20 protein-coding genes are annotated in these 21,353 nt (G+C 68.3%); 7 read left to right on the top strand and 13 right to left on the bottom strand.

What is annotated here, in order from left to right; all coding sequences use genetic code 11:
- Nucleotides 1–238: 238 nt before the first annotated feature.
- Nucleotides 239–1,135: a tRNA glutamyl-Q(34) synthetase GluQRS gene (gluQRS, locus tag HWX76_RS07155; RefSeq protein ID WP_050016356.1), complete on the bottom strand. Its 897-nt coding sequence runs from the start codon at nt 1,133–1,135 to the stop codon at nt 239–241.
- A 37-nt stretch (nt 1,136–1,172) separates the two neighbouring features.
- On the bottom strand, nt 1,173–2,027 hold the full coding sequence (locus tag HWX76_RS07150; RefSeq protein WP_176015626.1) for a sulfurtransferase: 855 nt from the start codon (nt 2,025–2,027) through the stop codon (nt 1,173–1,175).
- Nucleotides 2,028–2,243: 216 nt separating this feature from the next.
- Here HWX76_RS07150 and dnaE point away from each other — a divergent pair, with 216 nt between their 5' ends.
- From dnaE to HWX76_RS07135, 3 genes are all read left to right on the top strand, one after another.
- Nucleotides 2,244–5,777: a DNA polymerase III subunit alpha gene (gene dnaE, locus HWX76_RS07145; RefSeq protein WP_050016359.1), complete on the top strand. Its 3,534-nt coding sequence runs from the start codon at nt 2,244–2,246 to the stop codon at nt 5,775–5,777.
- Between the two features lie 311 nt (nt 5,778–6,088).
- Nucleotides 6,089–7,177 (top strand): glycosyltransferase family 9 protein, encoded by a 1,089-nt coding sequence (locus HWX76_RS07140; protein ID WP_050016509.1) that lies wholly within the window; start codon nt 6,089–6,091, stop codon nt 7,175–7,177.
- A gap of 149 nt (nt 7,178–7,326) precedes the next feature.
- Nucleotides 7,327–8,505: a glycosyltransferase family 9 protein gene (locus tag HWX76_RS07135; RefSeq protein ID WP_050016362.1), complete on the top strand. Its 1,179-nt coding sequence runs from the start codon at nt 7,327–7,329 to the stop codon at nt 8,503–8,505.
- A gap of 138 nt (nt 8,506–8,643) precedes the next feature.
- On the opposite strand, the gene HWX76_RS07130 is transcribed toward HWX76_RS07135, so the two are convergent.
- The 3 genes from HWX76_RS07130 to HWX76_RS07120 all read right to left on the bottom strand — a co-directional run bounded on the left by HWX76_RS07130 (nt 8,644) and on the right by HWX76_RS07120 (nt 11,772).
- Nucleotides 8,644–9,924 carry an O-antigen ligase family protein gene (locus tag HWX76_RS07130; protein WP_124631393.1) on the bottom strand — a complete coding sequence of 427 codons (1,281 nt, stop codon included), beginning with the start codon at nt 9,922–9,924 and terminating at the stop codon, nt 8,644–8,646.
- 132 nt (nt 9,925–10,056) lie between these two features.
- Entirely contained in the window at nt 10,057–10,899 is an 843-nt protein-coding gene (locus tag HWX76_RS07125) for a glycosyltransferase (protein ID WP_050016365.1), read from the bottom strand.
- A gap of 120 nt (nt 10,900–11,019) precedes the next feature.
- Nucleotides 11,020–11,772, bottom strand: a complete 753-nt coding sequence (locus HWX76_RS07120) for a glycosyltransferase family 2 protein (protein ID WP_050016370.1) — start codon at nt 11,770–11,772, stop codon at nt 11,020–11,022.
- Between the two features lie 224 nt (nt 11,773–11,996).
- Between HWX76_RS07120 and msbA the strand changes: the two genes are divergently transcribed.
- Nucleotides 11,997–13,748 carry a lipid A export permease/ATP-binding protein MsbA gene (gene msbA / locus HWX76_RS07115; protein ID WP_244137952.1) on the top strand — a complete coding sequence of 584 codons (1,752 nt, stop codon included), beginning with the start codon at nt 11,997–11,999 and terminating at the stop codon, nt 13,746–13,748.
- Nucleotides 13,749–13,837: 89 nt separating this feature from the next.
- Nucleotides 13,838–14,227, top strand: a complete 390-nt coding sequence (locus HWX76_RS07110) for an RcnB family protein (protein WP_050016374.1) — start codon at nt 13,838–13,840, stop codon at nt 14,225–14,227.
- 79 nt (nt 14,228–14,306) lie between these two features.
- Here the strand turns inward: HWX76_RS07110 and HWX76_RS07105 are convergent, their stop codons facing one another.
- From HWX76_RS07105 to HWX76_RS07085, 5 genes are all read right to left on the bottom strand, one after another.
- The gene (locus HWX76_RS07105) at nt 14,307–14,873 is read right to left on the bottom strand and encodes an FUSC family protein (RefSeq protein ID WP_050016377.1); all 567 of its coding nucleotides are present in this window, start codon (nt 14,871–14,873) and stop codon (nt 14,307–14,309) included.
- Nucleotides 14,874–14,914: 41 nt separating this feature from the next.
- A complete protein-coding gene (locus tag HWX76_RS07100; protein ID WP_050016379.1) occupies nt 14,915–16,174 on the bottom strand; it encodes an MFS transporter in 1,260 nt (419 codons plus the stop codon).
- On the bottom strand, nt 16,171–17,142 hold the full coding sequence (locus HWX76_RS07095) for a PRC-barrel domain-containing protein (protein WP_089488694.1): 972 nt from the start codon (nt 17,140–17,142) through the stop codon (nt 16,171–16,173). Before HWX76_RS07095 ends, HWX76_RS07100 begins: the two co-directional genes overlap by 4 nt.
- A gap of 91 nt (nt 17,143–17,233) precedes the next feature.
- The gene (locus HWX76_RS07090) at nt 17,234–17,386 is read right to left on the bottom strand and encodes a hypothetical protein (protein WP_160300526.1); all 153 of its coding nucleotides are present in this window, start codon (nt 17,384–17,386) and stop codon (nt 17,234–17,236) included.
- A gap of 138 nt (nt 17,387–17,524) precedes the next feature.
- A complete protein-coding gene (locus HWX76_RS07085; RefSeq protein ID WP_050016383.1) occupies nt 17,525–17,860 on the bottom strand; it encodes a 50S ribosome-binding protein YggL in 336 nt (111 codons plus the stop codon).
- Between the two features lie 210 nt (nt 17,861–18,070).
- Between HWX76_RS07085 and HWX76_RS07080 the strand changes: the two genes are divergently transcribed.
- Nucleotides 18,071–18,250: a hypothetical protein gene (locus HWX76_RS07080; protein WP_050016386.1), complete on the top strand. Its 180-nt coding sequence runs from the start codon at nt 18,071–18,073 to the stop codon at nt 18,248–18,250.
- A 2-nt stretch (nt 18,251–18,252) separates the two neighbouring features.
- Nucleotides 18,253–18,633, top strand: a complete 381-nt coding sequence (locus HWX76_RS07075; RefSeq protein WP_050016388.1) for a DUF1493 family protein — start codon at nt 18,253–18,255, stop codon at nt 18,631–18,633.
- 85 nt (nt 18,634–18,718) lie between these two features.
- On the opposite strand, the gene rng is transcribed toward HWX76_RS07075, so the two are convergent.
- Genes rng through rlmH form a run of 3 tightly spaced genes read right to left on the bottom strand, consistent with a single transcriptional unit; the run spans nt 18,719 to nt 21,351 of the window.
- Nucleotides 18,719–20,188 carry a ribonuclease G gene (gene rng / locus HWX76_RS07070; RefSeq protein ID WP_050016390.1) on the bottom strand — a complete coding sequence of 490 codons (1,470 nt, stop codon included), beginning with the start codon at nt 20,186–20,188 and terminating at the stop codon, nt 18,719–18,721.
- Nucleotides 20,189–20,196: 8 nt separating this feature from the next.
- Entirely contained in the window at nt 20,197–20,829 is a 633-nt protein-coding gene (locus tag HWX76_RS07065) for a Maf family protein (protein ID WP_050016392.1), read from the bottom strand.
- Between the two features lie 51 nt (nt 20,830–20,880).
- Nucleotides 20,881–21,351, bottom strand: coding sequence for a 23S rRNA (pseudouridine(1915)-N(3))-methyltransferase RlmH (rlmH, locus tag HWX76_RS07060; protein WP_006478222.1), 471 nt, complete (start codon nt 21,349–21,351; stop codon nt 20,881–20,883).
- Nucleotides 21,352–21,353: the final 2 nt, after the last annotated feature.

The following is a 21,353-nucleotide window of genomic DNA, read 5'->3' as shown; positions in this document are numbered from 1 at the left end:
GCCGGACAAGCGGGTGCATGCGACGAGCATGTGCCCGTTTTTCATTGGGCGACGCGATCGGGGCGGGGCGGGGAGTGCGCGCGGCCGCGAAAGCTTGCCGCGTGCGGGATTGGATATTTTGATGCGGTGTCGCAGCGGACGAGGTGCTCCGGCTTCCGTCACGGTTTCATGCGGTCGGATGCGCCGCTGACGGATGCCGGAACGCAGTCGCTACGGGGGCCGGTGCCGCGCAGGCGGTTCAACCGGCGCGCGGCCCGAAGCGACGTGCCCACGCGTCGGTCGCGGCCGCGTAGAACGCGTCGATCGTATGGCCCGGTAGATCGCCGCCTTCCGCCAGACCGAGATGCGCTGCCGCCGCCCGCAGCGCCGGCAGCGGATCGTGGCGCTCGAGCGCCGTCGCGCCCGTCTGCTTGCTGAGCTTTTCGCCGTTCGCATCGACGACGACCGGCACGTGCAGGTATGCGGGCGTCGGCACGCCGACGCAGCGCTGCAGATAGATCTGGCGCGCGGTCGAATCGAGCAGGTCGGCGCCGCGCACGACGTGCGTGATACCGGCGTCGGCATCGTCGACGACGACCGCGAGCTGATACGCCCATTGGCCGTCCGCGCGTTTCAGCACGAAATCGCCGACTTCGGTCGCGAGGTTCTGCGATTGCGTGTGCTGCCAGCGGTCGTCGAACGTGACGACCGCGTCGCTGCCGTCCGGCACGCGCAGCCGCCATGCGCGTGCAGGCTTGCCGTGCAGGCCGGTGCGGCAGGTGCCCGGATACGCGAGCGTCGTGTGGCGTTCATGCGCGGCGCGCAGCGAATCGGCGATTTCCTTGCGCGTGCAGCCGCACGGATACACGCGCCCCGCCGCGACGAGCCGCTCGAGCGCGGCCGCGTAGGCCGCGTCGCGCGTACTCTGCCAGACGGGCGGTTCGTCGGGCGTCATCCCGAAATGCGCGAGCGTCGCGAGGATGTCGTCGGCCGCGCCGGGCACCGTGCGCGGGCCGTCGAGATCCTCGATGCGCACGAGCCAGATGCCGTCGTGCGCGCGTGCGTCGAGCCAGCTCGCGAGCGCGCCGACCAGTGAGCCGAAGTGCAGCGGCCCGGTGGGCGAGGGCGCGAAGCGGCCGCGATAGCCGGGGTTCATCGGCGGGGCGCGGTGAGACGGGGGGGGAGGCGCGCCGTTACGCGGCGCTGGCTGCCTGCGCGCAGGCCGGGCACGACTGGCCGGGCACGTAGCTCGGCGATCGTTGCGCTTCCGGCGTGACGACCGCGCGACACGCGAAGCACGTGACGTTCTCGGTGGGCTGGAGTTGCGGATTCAGCGCGGTGCGGTAATCGAACACGAAGCAGTCGCCGTGATAGTGGGCGCCGCCGACTTCCTCGAAGTACTTCAGGATCCCGCCTTCGAGCTGGTACACGTTGTCGATGCCGATTTCCTTCATGTGGATCGCGGCTTTCTCGCAGCGGATGCCGCCGGTGCAGAACGACACGACCGTCTTGCCTTCGAGATCGGCGCGGTTCGCGTCGATCACTTCCGGGAATTCGCTGAACTTGTCGATCCGGTAGTCGAGCGCGTTGTCGAACGTGCCGACGTCGACTTCGAACGCGTTGCGCGTGTCGAGCATCACGACCGGGCGGCCCGTGTCGTCGTGGCCGCGGTCGAGCCACGTCTTCAGCGTGCGCGCATCGACGAACGGCGCGCGGCCGAGTTCCGGCTTGATCGCGGGCTTCTTCATCGTGATGATCTCGCGCTTCAGGCGCACGAGCATGCGGCGGAACGGCTGCGAGTCGGACAGGCTTTCCTTGAACTGCAGCGTCGCGAACTTGCCTTCGAACAGCGGATCGTGGCGGATGTACGCGATGAACGAGTCGGTGGCTTCGCGCGTGCCGGCGATGAACAGGTTGATGCCTTCCGGCGCGAGCAGGATCGTGCCGCGCAGGCCGAGTTCGTTGCAGCGGGCGGTGACGAGCGGACGCCATTGCTCGTTCGCGTCGAGCGACACGAAGTGGTAGGCGGCGAGGTTGACGATGGTCATGATGGTCCGACGGGAAAACGGCCGCACGGCGGCCCGCAAAAAAGGGTGCGAAGCCGGGGCGTTGATTCGAAAAACCGTATTATCCCGCAAACGGCGCGGGCATCGGTATCCGGCCGATCGGCCAGCCGCGCGACGCGTCGCCGCGTGCATCGGCCGAACGGCCAAAACGGGCATTTTTTGGGCAGCCTGCGCGGCGAGGCGGCTACAATAGCGCCCATGTCAGATCCTCGCTTCGTCCATCTTCGCGTTCACTCCGAGTTCTCGATCGCCGACGGCATCGTGCGCATTGACGACATCGTCAAGGCGGCCGCCGCGGACGGTCAGGGCGCGCTCGCGCTCACCGATCTCGGCAACGCATTCGGTCTCGTCCGTTTCTACCAGGAAGCCCGCGGCAAGGGCATCAAGCCGATCGCCGGCTGCGACGTCTGGATAGCCAATCCGGACGACCGCGACAAGCCGTCGCGGCTGCTGCTGCTGGTCAAGGACAAGGTCGGTTACCTGAATCTCTGCGAGCTGCTGTCGAAGGCGTGGCTCACGAACCAGTACCGCGGCCGCGCGGAACTCGACGCGAGCTGGCTCGACGGCGAGCTCGCGCAGGGGCTGCTCGCGCTGTCGGGCGCGCAGCAGGGCGATATCGGGCTCGCGCTGGCCGCGGGCAACGAAGAAGCCGCGCGCCGTCACGCGGAGCGCTGGGCGCGGGTGTTTCCGGGCGGCTTCTACATCGAGCTGCAGCGTTACGGCCAGCCGGGCGCCGAGGCATACATCCAGCAGGCCGCGACGCTCGCCGCGTCGCTGAAGCTGCCGGTCGTCGCGACGCACCCGACGCAGTTCATGACCGACGACGATTTCACCGCGCACGAGGCGCGCGTGTGCATCTCGGAAGGCGACATCCTCGCGAACCCGCGGCGCCAGAAGCGTTTCACGACCGACCAGTATTTCCGCACGCAGGACGACATGGCCGCGCTGTTCGCCGACCTGCCGTCGGCGATCGCGAACACGGTCGAGATCGCGAAGCGCTGCAACCTGAAGCTCGAGCTCGGCAAGCCGAAACTGCCGCTGTTCCCGACGCCGGACGGCATGTCGCTCGACGACTACCTGGTCCAGCTGTCGAAGGAAGGGCTCGAGACCCGCCTCGCGCAGTTGTATCCGGTCGAAGCCGAGCGCGACGCGCAGCGCGACACGTACTACAAGCGCCTCGAATTCGAGTGCGGGACCATCACGAAGATGGGCTTTCCCGGCTACTTCCTGATCGTCGCGGACTTCATCAACTGGGCGAAGAACAACGGCGTGCCGGTCGGCCCGGGCCGCGGCTCGGGCGCCGGCTCGCTGGTCGCGTACGCGCTCGGCATCACCGATCTCGATCCGCTGCGCTACAACCTGCTGTTCGAGCGCTTCCTGAACCCGGAACGCGTGTCGATGCCCGACTTCGACATCGACTTCTGCCAGCACGGCCGCGATCGCGTGATCCAGTACGTGAAGGAGAAATACGGCGCGGACGCCGTGTCGCAGATCGCCACGTTCGGCACGATGGCCGCGAAGGCGGCCGTGCGCGACATCGGCCGCGTGCTCGACCTCGGCTACATGTTCACCGACGGCGTCGCGAAGCTGATTCCGTTCAAGCCCGGCAAGCACGTGACGATTGCCGACGCGATGAAGGAAGAGCCGCAGTTGCAGGAGCGCTACGACCACGAGGACGAAGTCCACCAACTGCTCGATCTCGCGCAGCGCGTCGAGGGCTTGACGCGTAACGTCGGGATGCACGCGGGCGGCGTGCTGATCGCGCCCGGCAAGCTGACCGATTTCTGCCCGCTGTACACGCAGGGCGACGACGGCGGCGTGGTCAGCCAGTACGACAAGGACGACGTCGAAGCCGTCGGCCTCGTGAAGTTCGACTTTCTGGGCCTCACGACGCTGACGATCCTCGACTGGGCCGAGCGCTACATCCGCCGCCTCGATCCGTCGAAGGCCGACTGGTCGCTCGCGCAGGTGCCGCTCGACGATCCGGCGTCGTTCCAGATCCTGAAGAAGGCCAACACGGTCGCGGTGTTCCAGCTGGAAAGCCGCGGGATGCAGGGCATGCTGAAGGATGCGCAGCCCGACCGCTTCGAGGACATCATCGCGCTCGTGTCGTTGTACCGTCCGGGCCCGATGGACCTGATCCCGAGCTTCTGCGCACGCAAGCACGGGCGCGAGAAGGTCGACTATCCGGATCCGCGCGTCGAACCCGTCCTGAAAGAGACCTACGGCATCATGGTCTATCAGGAGCAGGTGATGCAGATGGCGCAGATCATCGGCGGCTATTCGCTCGGCGGCGCGGACTTGCTGCGTCGCGCGATGGGCAAGAAGAAGCCCGAGGAGATGGCCAAGCATCGCGAGATCTTCGCCGAGGGTGCGGCGAAGAACGGCCTCACGCGCGAGAAATCCGACGAGATCTTCGACTTGATGGAGAAGTTCGCGGGCTACGGCTTCAACAAGTCGCACGCGGCCGCGTATGCGCTGCTCGCGTATTACACCGCGTGGCTGAAGGCGCACCATCCGGCCGAATTCATGGCGGCCAACATGACGCTCGCGATGGACGACACCGACAAGGTGAAGATCCTGTTCGACGACTGCGTCGTGAACAACCTCGCCGTGCTGCCGCCGGACATCAACCAGTCGCATTACCGGTTCGAGCCGGTCGCGCAAGCCGACGGCAAGCGCTCGCGCACGATCCGCTACGGGCTCGGCGCGGTGAAGGGCAGCGGCCAGAACGCGATCGAGGAAATCCTGCGTGCGCGCGAGGAAAAGGCGTTCACCGACCTGTTCGACTTCTGCGAACGGATCGACCGGCGCGTCGTCAACCGCCGCACGGTCGAGGCGCTGATCCGCGCCGGCGCGTTCGACTCGCTGAACCCGAACCGTGCGCAGTTGATCGCGTCGGTGCCGCTCGCGATGGAAGCGGCCGATCAGGCCGAAGCGAACGCGATGCAGGCCGGGCTGTTCGACATGGGCGCCGAGTCGCCGCATGCGCACGCGCTCGTCGACGAACCCGCGTGGGACGACAAGCGCCGCCTGCAGGAAGAAAAGGCCGCGCTCGGCTTCTACCTGTCCGGTCATCTGTTCGACGCGTATCGCGAAGAAGTGCGCCGCTTCGTGCGACAGAAGGTCGGCGACCTGAAGGAAGGGCGCGACAAGCTCGTCGCCGGCATCATCGCGTCGCTGCGCACGCAGATGACCCAGCGCGGCAAGATGCTGATCGCGCTGCTCGACGACGGCTCCGGCCAGTGCGAGATCACGATCTTCAACGAACAGTTCGAGGCGAACAAGGCGCTGTTCAAGGAAGACGAGCTGCTGATCGTGCAGGGGCAGGCGCGCAACGACGCGTTTACCGGCGGCATTCGCTTCACCGCCGATACCGTGATGGATCTCGAACGCGCCCGTAGCCGCTATGCGCAGGCCGTGCGGCTGACGATGAACGGCAACGCCGACGCGCTCGCGCTGCGCCGCGTGCTCGAGCCGCACGTGTCGAACGACGATCCGGCCGCGGCGAACGTGGTCGAAGCGCCCGCGCCGCGCGGCGGGGGGCGCGATGGCGGTCGGCGCCCGCCGGCGCCGCTGCCGAACGGGCTTGCCGTCCAGATCCACTACAGCAACGCGCGCGCGCAAGGCGAAATGCGCCTGGGCGACGCGTGGCGCGTGAAGCCGAGCGACGTGCTGCTGGCGGATCTGCGCGCGGCGTTCGACGGCAGCGTCGTCGAAATCACGTACTGACCGCGCCCCGCTTCGGCGGCGGTCGCGCAGAGGCGGCCCGCCGCATCGCCATCGTGCGGTGCGGCGGGCCGTTTTTACGTGTGGCGGCAGCCGGGGTCTTGGGCTGGCCATCCGGACGCTATACAATCCCGCGCTGACCGTCCGAACGCGACGCGTGCCGCGGGTTCGCATGGCGAGCATCGCCGGTAGCGCGCGTAAACAGGGGCGGGATCCGTGCGGCGTGCGGCAGCGCGCGGCACGGTAAGCCCTCGGACCAGGATGCCGTGGAACGGCCCGTCGCGACGATAAAAACTGATTGTCCCCACATGACCATGGCCAATGGAAACCCGCCGCAGCGGATCCTCGTGATCCGGATTGATTTTCTGGGCGACATGCTGTGCACGACGGCGTTTCTCGGCGCGCTGAAGGCGCGTTGGACGGGCGCGGAGCTGCATGTGGTCGCGAACCGCTACAACGCGGCCGCGCTGGCCGGAAACCCGGACGTGGATACGATCCACACCTACGTGTACAGCCGCCAGTGCGAGCGCAACGATCGTCCCGGCCGGATGCGCGCATTCCTCGACCGGCTGCGCCTCGTGCGCCGTCTGCGCCGCTTGCGGTTCGACCTCGTGATCGTGCCGAACGGCGGCATGCATCGCAGCAGCATGCAGTTCGCGCGCCAGCTTCGCGCGAAGGATTGCCGCTGGCACGATGCCGAGACCGAATTCGACGATCGCAAGCCCGAGCATGTCGCGCGGCGGCCGATGTGCCACGAAGCGTTGTCGGGCTTCCGGCTCGTGCCCGAACTCGGTTGCGCCGATCTCGATCGCCTCGCGCTGTCGGTGCATCCCGATCGCACGCTGCAGGAAACGTGGCATCGGCTGCTCGGCGCGCGCATGAGGCCGCGCGTCGGGCTGTTCGTGTCGAACAAGGCGGTCGAGCGCCGCTGGCCCGCCGACCGCTGGCGCGACCTCGGCGAGCGCCTCGCACCGGTCGCCGACGTGATCGTGTTTCGCGATCCGGCCATCGGCCACGCTGCCGAAGGCGAGTTGTGGCGCGACGTGAATGCACGGCATGTCGCACCTTCGTCGGTCGCCGAGCTGGTGGCGGCCGCGAGCCTGCTCGATGCGATCGTCTCGGCCGACAGCGCGCCCGTGCATCTTGCGTCGGCGCTCGGCGTACCGGTGGCCGCCCTGTTCGAGGATCGTCCCGAGAAATACCTGCGCTGGCATCCGCTCGGCGTGCCGCACGTGATCCTGCGCGCGGGCCCGACCGTCGACGCGATCGGTATCGATGCGGTCGAGCGCGCGGTGCGCCACCTGCTGCCGCAGGCCGGCCATCGCGACGAAGCCGCGGCCGGTACGGCGCTCGCGCAACCGGCCGCCGCCACGTCACCTGCGATCGCGCCGATCGCATCGTAGCGCCGGGCGCGTCGTGCGGCCGCGTCCCGCACGACGCTGCGCCGGCGGGGCCGCATCGCGGCAGCCTGTGCGGCCGGTGCGCGATGCCGCGCCGGCTGCTGCAAAATCCTGTACATTGCCAGCCTTGTTCAGCCAGCCAGACGATCACCGTGGCCCTGTTTTCCTCCGCCCGTCCGCCCAGAACCATCCTCGTTGCCGCGCCGCGCCGTATCGGCGACGTGCTGCTGACGACACCGCTCGTCCGGTCGCTGAAGGCCCGCTGGCCGGACGCGCAGATCGACATGCTGGTGTTTCGCGGCACCGAGGGCGTGCTCGAGCACAATCCGGACGTGCGGCGCGTGATCGTGGTCGCGCAGCGCGCGGGGTTCGGCGAGCGGCTGCGCGACGCGCTGTCGATGTGGCGCCGCTACGATCTCGCGTGCGCGGCGCTGAGTTCCGACCGGCCGCGTTTCTACAGCTGGTTCGCCGGTCGCAAGCGGGTCGGCCTCGTCGACCCGAACCGCGTCACGTGGCTCACGCGGATGATGCTGAACGGGATCGCGATCAATCACCATGAATCCGCACATACGGTCGTCAGTACGCTCGCGCTTGCGCCGGTGATCGGCATCGAGCCGGTGTCCGAGGTCGTCGCGCCCGGCATCGGCGACGATCCCGCGCGGCGCGCACGTTTCGACGCGTGGCTCGCCGAGTCGCCCGCGATCCGCGCCGGCAAGCCGCTGGTCGTGCTGCATCCGTATCCGATGTTCCGCTACAAGCAATGGCGGCTCGACGGCTGGGTCGAGATGATCGGCTGGTTGCGCGAGCAGGGCTTCGCGGTCGCGCTGTCGGGCGGCCCGGCCGATCGCGAGCGCGAGTATGCGGAGCAGGTCGCGAGCGAGGCGGGTGGCGACGTGCTGAACCTGGTCGGCCGCCTGACGTTCGGCGAGAGCGCGGAGCTCGTGCGGCGCGCGCGGCTCTTCATCGGGCCCGACACCGGCGCGACGCACGTCGCGGCCGCGACCGGCACCGACACGATCGCGCTGTTCGGGCCGTCCGACCCCGTGCGCTGGGGGCCGTGGCCGCAGCACTGGCCCGCGACCGAGAATCCGTGGTCGCTGCGCGGCTCGGGCCGGCACGGGAACGTGTGGCTGCTGCAAGGGGAAGGCGACTGCGTGCCGTGCCGGCACGAAGGCTGCGAGCGTCATGTCGACAGCCGCAGCGACTGCCTCGTTCATCTCAGTGCGCAGCGCGTGAAGGCCGCGGCAGCCGAGATGCTCGGGCTGAATCCGCCGGGCCCGGCCGACATCGTCGTCGACACGTCGCGGCTGCACCGCACCGGATCCGACTGACGCGCGGCAAGCGCGCGTTTTTCTTCGTTCGCAGGGGGCGTGTTTCGCGGAGAGCCGCGCGGCTCGCCCGCATCGGCGGTGGATGTCCGCTGCCCCGAACCCGGCCGGGCAGGGCAGCGGAACGTATGCCGGCGTGCGTTACACGCTGCGCCGGATCGCCGACGTTTCGCGCGGCAGGGCTTCGCCGCGTTCGCCGCAACCGAGCAGGATGCCGGCCAGCAGCACGATCAAGTGCCCTTCGGCGAAATCCAGCAGCAGCGAATTCGCGAGGCTGCCGATCGCGAAGATCGCGAGCCACCCGAGCAGCAAGTGCTGCGAGCGCGGATCGAGCGTACGGCTGCCGCGCGCGATCTGCACGATCAGGTTGACGAACAGCAGCAGGCCGATCGTACCGAGCTGCACGGCCATCAGCAGGTATTCGTTGTGCGGGTTCGACGTGAGCTGCCCTTCGGCGGCCGTCTTGCCGGCCGTGAGCTTCTCGAATTCGGATTCGAGGCCGCCCGCACCGTAGCCGATCACCGGGCGCTGCCGATACAGCTCCAGCCCCTTCTTGTACCACTCGAGGCGCAGCCCGGTCGACGTGGCCGCATCGCTCTGCCGGTATTGCTGCACTTCCGTCACGACCTTCGTCAGCCGGCCGTTGTGGACCGTGCATGCAGCAACCACGAGCGCGACGCCCGCCAGGACGAGCACGCCGGCGGCAAGCCCCGCGCGCAGCGCGGACTGCCGGCGCAGCAACAGCACGAAACGCACCGCGACGACGAGGATCAGCAGCAGCGCGATGACCTGTCCCGTGCGTCCCTGCAGCATCACGAACACGTTGACGAGCGACCACGCGGCGACGCCCGCATAGGCGGCGCGCGACAGCGCCGTGCGGGCCGCGAGCGCGAGATCGGCCGCCTGGTAGAACAGCAGCGCGCCGAACATGCCGGCCGCGATGTGGTTCTTGAACACCCACGCGCGCGACAGCGGCAGTTGGGTCGCATACGCCGGCCCGATCGCGGTGAGCCCGAGATAGTTGGTCGTCGACAGCAGCAGGATCACGCACAGCGTGCCGAACCAGCAGCGCCGCACGAACGGCGCCCAGTTCGAATGACGGAACGCGAGCACGGCGAATGGCAGCAGCAGCAGCTTGTCGTACTTCGCGACCCAGTTCCACGCCTTGTGATGCGGTGCGACCGTATAGGTGACGCTCGCGGCCAGCGCGGCCAGGATCAGCAGCGCCGCGAGCGAAGCCGGGTCGGCGACGAACGAGCGCAGGTCGCGCCAGAACTCGGGGGAGATCACGAGCGCGGCGGCGAACAGCCCGCAGAACACGTTGGTCAGCGCGGTCGAAACGGGCACCATGCAGAGCGCGGCGACGGCGAATGCGCGGGCGGCGGTCAGGCGCCGCGTGGCGGGAGCGGAAAACGAAAGCATCGGAACCTGTCGTATGGACGAATGCGGCTTGCGGGCATCTGCGCCGCGTCGCTTATCCCGGCGAGAGACCCGGGACGAACGGCGCAGTATACGCGAAGCAGGGCAGGTTTCCGTGCGGTTTTCGGGGCGGGATCAGCTGAACGCGCGCTTGATCCGCGAGCGCAGCAGCGCGCGCTTGAGGCGGCCTTCCACCACCGGTGTATCGAGCGCGATCTGCGTGCCGAGCGGCTCGCCGCGATGCAGGTAGTAGCGGTCGAACGTCGCCTGCGTCATGCCCCATTTGTTCAGGAACTGGCGGCGGCCGTCGTTCTTGACGATCTTGCCGGTGCTCTTCTGCTGGAAGTGGTACACGAGGCTTTCGCCGACGCCGACGAAGATCCGGCAACCGGCGTCCCAGAATTTCATCGAGAAGTCGTTGTCGCTGCTCATGCCCGGCGACAGCTCGCTGCTGTAGCCGCCGATGCGGTTCCACCAGTCGCGGTGCACGAGCGTCGGCGGCCAGGTCGAGCCGAGCCAGTCGGCACGCACCAGCTTCGGAGTCGCGGCGACGAGGCCCGCCGCGTCGAACTGCTCGGCGTCGCGGCCGAAATTGCTGACGACCACGCACGGGTTGCGCGTGTCGACCGGCTCGACCATCGTGCCCGACAGCATGAACAGGTCGGTGGGCATCTGTTCGATGCGGCGCACGAGCGCCGTGTCCCAGCCCGGGCAGCAGAACATGTCGTCGTTCATGTAGACCACGTAGTCGCGCGTGGCGCGCGCGGCGGCCAGGTTGACCGCATGGCAGATGCCGATGTTGGTCGGCGACGCGGTGTGTTCGATCCCTTCGTTGCGCACCCAGTCGAGGGTGCCGTCCGAGCCGTCGTTCACGTGCACGATGATCTGGTGGTCGTACGCGGAATGCCGGCGCAGGCTGTCGACGACGAGCTTGAGGTACGGCAGGTTGTTCCAGGTCGGGATGATGATGGAGAACATGGCGGTCGGATTCGGTGGTCGTCGTGACGGGCGGCGCGCAGCGCGGCCGCTCGGGCGGGCACGCACGGTGCGCGCAACCCGGCATTGTAACGCCGCGCCGATCGCGCACCGGGCGGGTGCCTAGCGTGTCGGCTCGTGACCGAGCTTCAGGAAGCGGTAGTACACGGTTTCCGCGTTGAACACCGCGATCATGAAGCCCGCGCGGCCGTCGAGGAACCCGCGCCGCAGCACGTAGGTTCGCACGAACGCCCACGCGCCGCGGCCGAGCGCCTTGCCGAAGCCGCCGCGCTGGCCGGCCGCGCGGCGCTGGCGCGCGCCGGCCGTCGAATACGCGTCGAGCTTGCGCACGACCGTTTCGAAATCCTCGTACGAGTAGTGCATCAGCTTGCCGGTCAGGCGCTGCGCGGCGGTATCGAATACGAGGCGCTCGTGCACGAGATCGTCCGAGAACCGTGCGGTGCCGCGCCGGAACAGCCGCGGCACCCAGTCCGGATACCAGCCGCTGTGATGGATCCACTGGCCGCAGAAGCTCGACAGCCGGTCGAGCGCATAGACCTGCGCGGCCGGCGCGCGGATCGCGTCGCGGATCGACCGCGCGAGTTCCGGCGTGACGATTTCGTCGGTATCGAGCGACAGGATCCAGTCGGTGCCGAGCGCGTCGAGCGCGCGGTTCTTCTGCGGGCCGAAGCCCGGCCAGTCGCGCTCGACGATCACGCGCGCGCCGTGCGCCTGCGCGATCGCGACGGTATCGTCGGTGCTGCCGCCGTCGATCACGACGACGTCGTCGGCGAACGACAGCGCATCGAGACACTGCGCGAGCCGCGCGGATGCGTTGAGGGCGATGAGGGCGACGCCGAGGGAGGGTTCAGCCATGAAATCGTCGGAAAGGCGGAGAAAACGGTGAGCGGCAGTATACCTTCGGCCCGGCCGCGGCCCGCATCGGCGACGGGCGTGCCCGCGGGGGCGGTGCAGCTATAATGTTGAGCCCTTTCCGGCACCCGCCCGACGGGGCGCACACCCGGGCGGCCACGCGCCGGGCGCCGCATCGCGGCTCAAGAAGGATTGCCTTGGAAACCCAGAACACTCTTCGCAAACCGATGGACGGCACCGGCACGTCGCCGCTCACGGTCCTCAAGCGCCTGTGGCCGTACATCCGGCCGCTCGTCGGCATCGTGGTGCTCGCCGTGATGACGATGGGCGTCGTCGCGGCCACCGAAGCCGGCATTCCGGCGCTGCTCAAGCCGCTGCTCGACCACGGCTTCGGCTCGCACGGCAGCGACAGCGCGAAATGGTACGTGCCGATCGCGGTGATCGGCCTCGCGCTGGTGCGCGGCGTCTCGCAGTACACGTCGAATTACCTGCTCAACTACGTATCGAACCGCATCCTGCTGCAGCTGCGGCTCGAAATGTTCCAGCGGATGCTCCACACGGGCGCGTCGTTCTTCCAGCGCGAAACCGCGAGCACGGTAATCAACGCGATCGTGTTCGAGGTCAACCAGATCCTGTCGGTGCTGACGGGCGTGATGGTCACGCTCGTGCGCGACTCGCTGACGGTGATCTTCCTGCTCGGCTACCTGTTCTACCTGAACTGGCGGCTCACGCTGATCGTCGCGGTGATCCTGCCGGGCATCGGCTGGCTCGTCAGCAAGATCAACCGCCGGCTGCGCCGCCTGAACCGCGAGCACCAGACGCTGACCAACGAACTGTCGTACATCGTCGAGGAGACGGTCGGCGGCTACAAGGTCGTCAAGGTGCACAACGGCGAAGCGTACGAGATGGACCGCTTCACGACGATGAGCAAGCGCCTGCGCGGCTATGCGATGCGCATGACGATCTCGGGCGGCCTCGCGCAGCCGCTCACGCAGTTCCTCGCGTCGATCGCGCTCGCGGTCGTGATCACGATCGCGGTCGTGCAGTCGTCGAACGACCAGACGACGGTCGGCGGCTTCGTCGCGTTCGTCACGTCGATGCTGCTGGTGATCTCGCCGCTCAAGCACCTGATCGACGTCAACCAGCCGCTGCAGCGCGGGATGACGGCCGCCGAGCTGATCTTCGGGCTGATCGACGAGCCGGCCGAGCCGCAAGGCGGCGGGCGGCCGCTGTCGCACGCGCGCGGCGAGATCGAGTTCCGCTCCGTGTCGTTCGATTACGGCGCGGCCGAACGGCCGACGCTCGACCGCATCTCGTTCAAGGTCGCGCCGGGCGAAATGATCGCGCTCGCCGGCCCGTCCGGGAGCGGCAAGACGACGCTCGTGAACCTGCTGCCGCGCTTCTTCGACCCGACGGACGGCACGATCCTGGTCGACGGCGTGCCGGTTGCCGACTACGATCTTCACGCGCTGCGCAGCCAGATGGCGATGGTGAGCCAGGACGTCGTGCTGTTCAACGACACGATCGCCGCGAACGTCGCCTACGGGCAGACGCCCGACCGCGCGCGCGTGCAGGCCGCGCTCGAGGCCGCGAACCTCGCCGATGCGGTCGCCGCGATGCCCGACGGGCTCGATACGCTGGTGGGCGGCAACGGGATGCGGTTGTCCGGCGGCCAGCGCCAGCGGCTCGCGATTGCGCGCGCGATCTACAAGGACGCGCCGATCCTGATCCTCGACGAAGCGACGTCGGCGCTCGATTCGGAGTCGGAGCGCCACGTGCAGGCCGCGCTCGAGCGGCTGATGGAAGGCCGGACGACGCTGGTGATCGCGCACCGGCTGTCGACGATCGAGCGCGCGGACCGCATCCTCGTGCTCGAGGCCGGCAAGATCGTCGAGGAGGGCAGTCACGACGAACTGCTGCGCCACGGCGGCCTCTACGCGCACCTGCACCGGATCCAGTACCAGCAGCAGGCGGCGTGACGCGCGGTCATGCGGCCGGCCGTGTGCTAGTCTTCATCGGGCAAGCCCGGTCGTTTCTTGTTCGACGTGACACCACGGAGGGAAGGACAATGAAGAGGATGCACGGCACGATGCTGGCCGCCCTGATCGCGGCCGGCTGCGCCGCCACCACGGCGATGGCGCAGGATCACGGCAACCACGGCAATCGCGATGACCACGGCGGCCCCGGCATGCATCGCGGGCATGGCCCGAAACATGTGCCGCCCGGTCACGCGATGCATCGCGACGACGTGCCGCCGCGCTGGGCCGACGGGCCGCGCCGCGACTGGCACAAGGGCGACCGGCTGCCGGACGAATTCCGCGATCGTCAATACGTGGTCGACGACTGGCGCGGCTATCACCTGAGCGCGCCGCCGCGCGGCTATCACTGGGTCGGCGTCGGCGGCGACTACCTGCTCGTGCAGATCGGCTCGGGCATCGTGCTGCGGGTCGGTCCGTAACCGCCCGGCCCGTCCCCGTCACCGTCACGCAGCGTTCCGATCGTTCATCCGGCTGCCGGGCGCGTTGCCCGGCGCCGCGTTACTTTGCCGCCGCGCGGCGGAACCAGCGCCGCTCGATTCTCGACATCGCCCAGCACACGCCCAGCGCGCACACCGTGCCGAGCGTCACTTCGCCGAACCGGATCAGCGGAACGTCCCACAGCGGGCCGTTGCCGGGGAACAGCAGCACGATCGTCGCGGTCACGCCGCCGAGCCGTGCCGCGCTGCCGATGTTCAGGCACCAGCAGCAGACGATCACGACCGCGACCGTGATCGCATACGCAACGAGGCGATCGCCGCCCAACGCCGCACCGGCGAAGCCGAGGACGCCGCCGACCATCGCGCCGATGAACTGGTCGCGCGACAGCGACATCGTGTCCGAGTAGTTGTGCTGCGTGACGGCGATCGCGGTGATCGCCGCCCACACCGCCTGCTCGCTATGCACCGCGCGGCCGATCGCATACGCGAGGCACGCGCCGCACACGGCCTGCACCGCCATCAGCCCGCCTTGCGCGAGCCGCTCGCTGAATGACAGCCCCTTGAACAGATCGAAGATCGACTGCTGGATCTGCTGGCGGGCTTCGTTGAGTGTCCTGATCGTATCCATCGTGCATCGGCCAAGAAGCGGGTAGCGGCGGCGCGCCGCCGTCAATGCGCCTGTTCGGGCGAGGCGGGCGCCGGTTCGTCGGCTGTCGCGTCGCCGTTGTCGACGCGCGTTTCGGGCATCACGAGCCAGACCAGCAGCACCGCGAGCGCGCCTGCCGCGGCGAGCCCGAAGAAACTGACCGCGTTGCCGAAGTGATCGGCGACGTAGCCGGCCACGGCCGTGCTGAGCGTCGCGCCGATCCCGGCCGCGAGCCCGAACAGCCCGATACACAGGTTGTAGCGGCCCTTGCCGCCCGCGACGTCGGCCGCGATCAGCGGCAGCATCACGCCGAACACGGCCGCGCTGATGCCGTCGAGCATCTGCACCGGCACGAGCAGGTACGGGCTGCTGACGCCGGCGAACAGCAACGCGCGCACCGGCAGCGCGGAGAAGCCGAGCAGCAGGATCGGCCGGCGCCCCCAGCGCTGCGCGGAACGGCCGACCCACGGCGACAGCATCGCGACGATCGCCTGCGGCACGATGATGCACGCGGCGATCACGAGCTGCACGTTCTCGCCCATCCCGGCCGTGACTTCGCCGGCCGCGAGGTTCAGCATCGCGGCGTTCGACAGGTGGAACAGCACGACACAGGCCGCGAAGATCAGCATCCGGCGATCGCGCAGCAGTTCGAGCAGCGTTTCGCGCTCGCCGGCTTCGTCGACGTCGTCAGGCTTCGACGACTGCGGAATCACCTGGTGCGTCGGCTGGATCATCGCGAGCGCGAACAGCGCGGGCAGCGCCAGCACGGCGGTCAGCCAGAACACCGCGCGCGCGGAGAAGTATTCGCCGGTGAGCCCCATCAGGCCCGCCGCGACCGCGCTGCCGATCGACGCCCAGCGCGCGTTGCGGCCGAGCCGGTCGCCGAGGTCGGCGCGGCCGACGAGCGAGAACGAGATCGCGGCCATCGCCGGCACCAGCATGCAGCTCGCAAAACCGTGGAACACCTCGGCGGCGATTACCGGCACGATCGTCGGGCTCGACGCGAGCAGCACCGCGGACAGGATGATGGCCGCGATCGCCCACGCGGCCGCGCCCTTCTTGTTCTTCAGCGCATCGACGGCCGCGCCGCCCGGCACCTGGCTGACCATCGCACTGATCGTGCCGATCGACAGCACCATGCCGATCTCGCCCTGCGTCCACTTGTGCGACGCGAGGTAGGACGCGATGAACGGACCGAACCCGGTTTGAACGTTTGCAACGAAAAAGTTGAGCCAGTCGAGGGCCCGGAGACTGCGAACGCTGACGGAATGCTTGATCGTCATCGGGTGGCACTCGCAGACGAAGCCGGCACCGCTGCCGCCGGGGCAACGGGCGGGAAAACCGCGACGATCGGCTTGTCGGCCGCGTACGGCGGCGCTGCCTTGATCTGCGCGTCGTTCAGGTCGAGCTGCGGGTGCAGCGCCTTGTCGCGCGTGACGAAGCGCAGCGCGCCCCAGCTCGCGGCGATCGAACGGCGGTCGGTATTGACGAGCCCGCCGAGGTCGAGCACGACGGCCTGCGGTTGCGCGCCGCGGTCGATCAGCACGTCGACGATCCGGCCGATCTTCGTGCCGTTCGGGCGTTCGACATCGCTGTCGAGCATCGGCAGCCGCGTCGCCGGCGACGCCGCAGCCGAGCCCGACAGCGGCACGGCCTTCGGCCGCGCGGCCGGCGGCAGGTCGCCCGACGGCACGTCGAGCACGATCGGCTCCTGTTTGCCGCCCGGCGTGAAGCGGAACACGTTCCACGGGAAGATGACCTTGCGGTCGCCGATCCCCATGAAGCCTTGCAGGTTGACGATCATCTCGCGCGGCTTGCCGCCCGCGTCGACCACCATGTCGACCGCGCGGCCGACCACCTTGCCGTTGCGGCGCGCGACTTCGCTGTCGAGCAGCGCATGGATCTGGGTGCGGTCGAGCGCGCGCGTCGCGACGAGCGGCGGGGGCGGAGGCGGCGGCGGGGTCGGCGATTCGGGGCGCTGCACGGGCTTCGGCCGCGCCACTTCGCGGTGCGGCTTCTTCGGCGCTTCCGGTTCCTCCGGTTGCGTCGGCGCGGGCACCGGCGGCATCGTCAGCGGCTCGCCGGCGGTTTCCTCGACAGGCTCGACGAGCGCCTCGCTGATCGGCGCGGGCGGGTTCTGGACCGGCAGCAGCCCGCAGCCGGACAGCAGCGCGGCGACGGCGACGATCAGGAAGACCGTCGAGGACGGCAACGACTTGCGGGATGCGGGAAACGGGAGTCCGCCGCTCATTGACACTCACTCCATGGGTCGGGGCGGCCCGAGGGCACGCGGCTGGCGATGGATGGCGGGTGCGGGCGGCGCACCACGCGAGGGTGAGAGTTTAACGTGTCTTGCTTTCAGGACCGATATCGATGGCGGGTTGCAGGCGGACCGTCGGGAAAAGGAAGGGATCGGAGGCCGTCGCGGGCGGCTCCGGCGACTGATCGACGACGATGCGGGCGCCGGCGCTGCTACCGTCGGTGCGTTGGCTCAACGCGCCGAGCTGCCGCACGCGGACAGCAACGAGAGCGCCGCAACGCCGGCGGCCATCATGATCATTCTGCAGAAACGACGTCGACCTGGCCCGCCGTGGTGGCGGGGCGCTGCCTGAAGGCAGCGTCAAACCGGGAGATCAGGCGTCCGGATACCACGCGTCGGCGAATTCGCTGACCTGGACGTCCTTCAGCTCCGGACGCGCGGCCAGCCACCCGCGCACGAGCTCGCGATCGGCGTCGGTCGTCGTGCCGCGCGGCGCGCCGGAGATCACGTACGCGCCGATGCCTTCGTCCGCGGACGCGACGGTCAGCAGCCCGTTCGCTTCGACGAAGTCGATGAACGCATCGATCAACTGGCCGCGCTCGAGGTCGGTCATGTCGTTGCGGTAATGCGCGGTGGCGTTGAACGAGAGTTCCTGGAATTCGCCGATGTGGAGTTTCTTGCGCTGGCGGCGGTTGTAGCGTGTGCTCATGGTGTGTGACGAGTGAACGAGAGGTGGGAAAGGATAGCGCGGCGGATGGCGCGCGCACCCTGTCGACGTGCGGCATGGGCGAGGCTGGAGGCGAAAGAGGGCGTATCGCGGGACCGTTCCCGAAACTGTTCTTAAACAATTGCGCGATGCGCCTTTCGCCGTGCGGCCTGGTCAAGCGGCCTATTACACGCTTGACCGAATGATACAGGGATGGCGAGCGTGTTCGGCTTTGCTAAGGTCTGCGGTCATTCGAACAACCACGAGGGCCGTATGTCGAACAATCGCTATGCGTACGAGGGGCGCGAGGATCTCACGCCGCGAGCAGTCATCATGTTCAGCACGGTGCGCCGGTGTAACGCCGTCGCCAAACCAGAAGCCAGGGTGTTCTGATCGTGCCGACCGATACGTGGGAAAAGCTGGCCTCATTTGCACGCGAAGAGCTTGGTCGACCGCTGTTCGGCGGTCAGTTGAGGATCGAACCATCGTCGCGCCTCGAAGAGGATCTGCGCGTGACGGGAGTCGACGCAGTCGAGTTCATCGACAAATGGGCAGAAACATTTGGTGTGCAGGCCTCCGAGTTTCCTTACGACCGCTATTTCGGTCCTGAGGGCCAAGACATGGTGACGACGTTTCTCGCGCTGTTTTCGGAGCGTTACCGTAAGCCGCCGCGCGTGCCACTTACGCTCGCCATGCTGGAAGAAGCGATGCGTCTCGGCCGATGGGATACCGAAGCGATCGAGCGCTTCGCCCGGGAAGCGCCCGACGACGAATAGCCATTCGGCGATGCATGCAGGTCGAGGTTGCACGAAATCCGCGCTGCGCCGGGCACGCTTCGCACAACCTTGCACGAGCCCACCGTTACATCAGCACGATGTCGTACTGCTCCTGGCTCAGATTCGACTCGACCTGCAGCGACACCGGTTTGCCGATGAAGTCGATCAGCATTGCCAGATGCTGCGATTCTTCGTCGAGGAACAGGTCGATCACCTGCTGCGCGGCGATCACGCGAAACTCGCGCGGGTTGAATTGGCGCGATTCGCGCAGAATCTCGCGCAGGATGTCGTAGCACACGGTGCGCGACGTCTTCACCTGGCCCTTGCCCTGGCAGGTCGGGCACGGTTCGCACAGCACGTGCGCGAGCGATTCGCGCGTGCGCTTGCGCGTCATCTCGACGAGTCCGAGCTGCGAGAAGCTGTTGACCGTCACGCGCGTGCGGTCGCGCGACAGCGCCTTCTTCAGCTCGGACAGCACCGCGTCGCGATGCTCGGCGTTCTCCATGTCGATGAAGTCGATGATGATGATCCCGCCGAGGTTGCGCAGCCGCAGCTGCCGCGCGATCGTGTGCGCGGCCTCGAGGTTGGTCTTGAAGATCGTGTCGTCGAAGTTGCGCGCGCCGACATAGCCGCCCGTGTTCACGTCGATCGTCGTCATCGCCTCGGTCTGGTCGATCATCAGGTAACCGCCCGACTTCAGGTCGACGCGGCGCGACAGCGCGCGCTGGATCTCCGTCTCGATGTTGTACAGGTCGAACAGCGGCCGCTCGCCCGTGTAGTGATGCAGCTTCGGACTCACGGCCGGCGTGAACTCGCCCGCGAATTCCGACAGGCGCTGGTAGGTCTCGCGCGAATCGACCTGGATGCGCGTCGTGTCGTCGTTCGCGAAATCGCGCAGCACGCGCTGCGCGAGATCGAGATCCTGGTACAGCAGGCTCGTCGCCGGCAGCCGCTGCGCCTGCGCGACGATCGTCGCCCAGGTCTTGCGCAGGTACGCGACGTCGCCGGCCAGTTCGTCGGAGGTCGCATCCTCGGCGATCGTGCGCACGATGTAGCCGCCTTTCTCGTCCGGCGGGATCACGGCGGTCAGGCGCGCGCGCACGGCCTCGCGCTCGGCCTCGCTCTCGATCTTCTGCGAGATGCCGATATGCGGCTCCTGCGGCAGGTAGACGAGCGTGCGGCCCGCGATGCTGACCTGCGTCGACAGCCGCGCGCCTTTCGTGCCGATCGGATCCTTGATCACCTGCACCATCAGCGTCTGGCCTTCGAACACGATCTTCTCGATCGGCTGGTGCGGTGCGCCCGACTGCGGCTCGCCCGCGAGGCGCGGATGCCAGATGTCGGCGACGTGCAGGAACGCCGCGCGCTCGAGGCCGATGTCGATGAACGCCGACTGCATGCCGGGCAGCACGCGTACGACCTTGCCGAGATAGATGTTGCCGACCCGTCCGCGCGACAGCGTCCGCTCGACGTGAAGCTCCTGCACCGCACCTTGCTGGACGAGTGCGACGCGCGTTTCCTGCGGCGTGAGGTTGATCAGGATTTCTTCGTTCATGGTGCGGTTCAGAAGGCGACGCGTGCGGTACGCAGCAGCGCGGCAGTCTCAAAAAGGGGCAGACCCATGATACCTGAATGGGATCCGTCGATTCGCTCGATGAATTCGGCCGCGCGGCCCTGGATCGCGTACGCGCCGGCCTTGCCGAACGGCTCGCCGGTGTCGACGTAGCGCGCGAACGCATCGCGCGATGCGTTTGAAAAGCGTACCGACGAGCGCGACAGCGCGGGCGGCAGCAGTTCGCCGTCGGCGCCGATCACGGCGACGGCGGTCAGGACTTCGTGTGCGCGGCCCGCGAGGCGGGTGAGCATCGCGAGCGCATCGTCGGCGTCGGCCGGCTTGCCGAGGATCGCGCCATCGATGGTCACCGTAGTGTCCGCAACGAGCACCGGCGCGGGCGGCTTGCCGCTCGCGATGAGGCGCGCACGCGCGGCCTCGGCCTTCGCGACGGTCACGCGCCGCACGTACGCGTCGGCGGCTTCGCCGGGCAGCTCGGCCTCGAGCGCCTCGGCGTCCTCGTCGGGGCGCGGCAGCAGCAGCTCGAAGCGTACGCCGATCTGCAGCAGCAGCTCCTGGCGGCGCGGGCTTTGCGAGGCGAGGTAAAGGATCGGGAAAAGCGCGGGGGACGTGCTGGACGGCATGGTGTCGTTATCTCGTTAGGCGCGCGTGGCGCGCGTCTCGAGGACGACACGTCATGCGCGGTGGTAGGGGTGATTCTGCGTGATGCTCCACGCCCGGTAAAGCTGTTCGGCGAGCAGCACGCGCACCATACCGTGCGGCAGCGTCATGCTCGAAATGCGCAGCAGCACGTCGGCGCGCGCTTTCAGGTCCGGATCGAGCCCGTCAGCGCCGCCGATCACGAACGCGACGTCGCGGCCGTCCTGCTGCCAGCCGGGCAGCGCCTGCGCGAGCTGCATTGTGGTCCAGTCGCGGCCGCGCTCGTCGAGCGCGACGAGGCGCGCGCCCTTCGGCAGTGCGGCCTCGATCTTCTGCCGCTCGGCGGCCATCACGCTTTCGGCGCTGCGGCCGCCCGAACGCAGTTCAGGCTTGATTTCGCGCAGCTCGATGCGCAGTTCGGGCGGCATCCGCTTCGTGTATTCGTCGAAGCCGGATGCGATCCAGCCCGGCATCTTGTGGCCGACCGCGAGGATGAAAAGCTTCATCG

The sequence above is a fragment of the Burkholderia sp. BCC0398 genome, assembly GCF_902833245.1.
In the GTDB taxonomy this organism is placed as follows: Bacteria; Pseudomonadota; Gammaproteobacteria; order Burkholderiales; family Burkholderiaceae; genus Burkholderia; species Burkholderia sola.
This window is presented reverse-complemented; position numbering and strand designations above follow the sequence as displayed.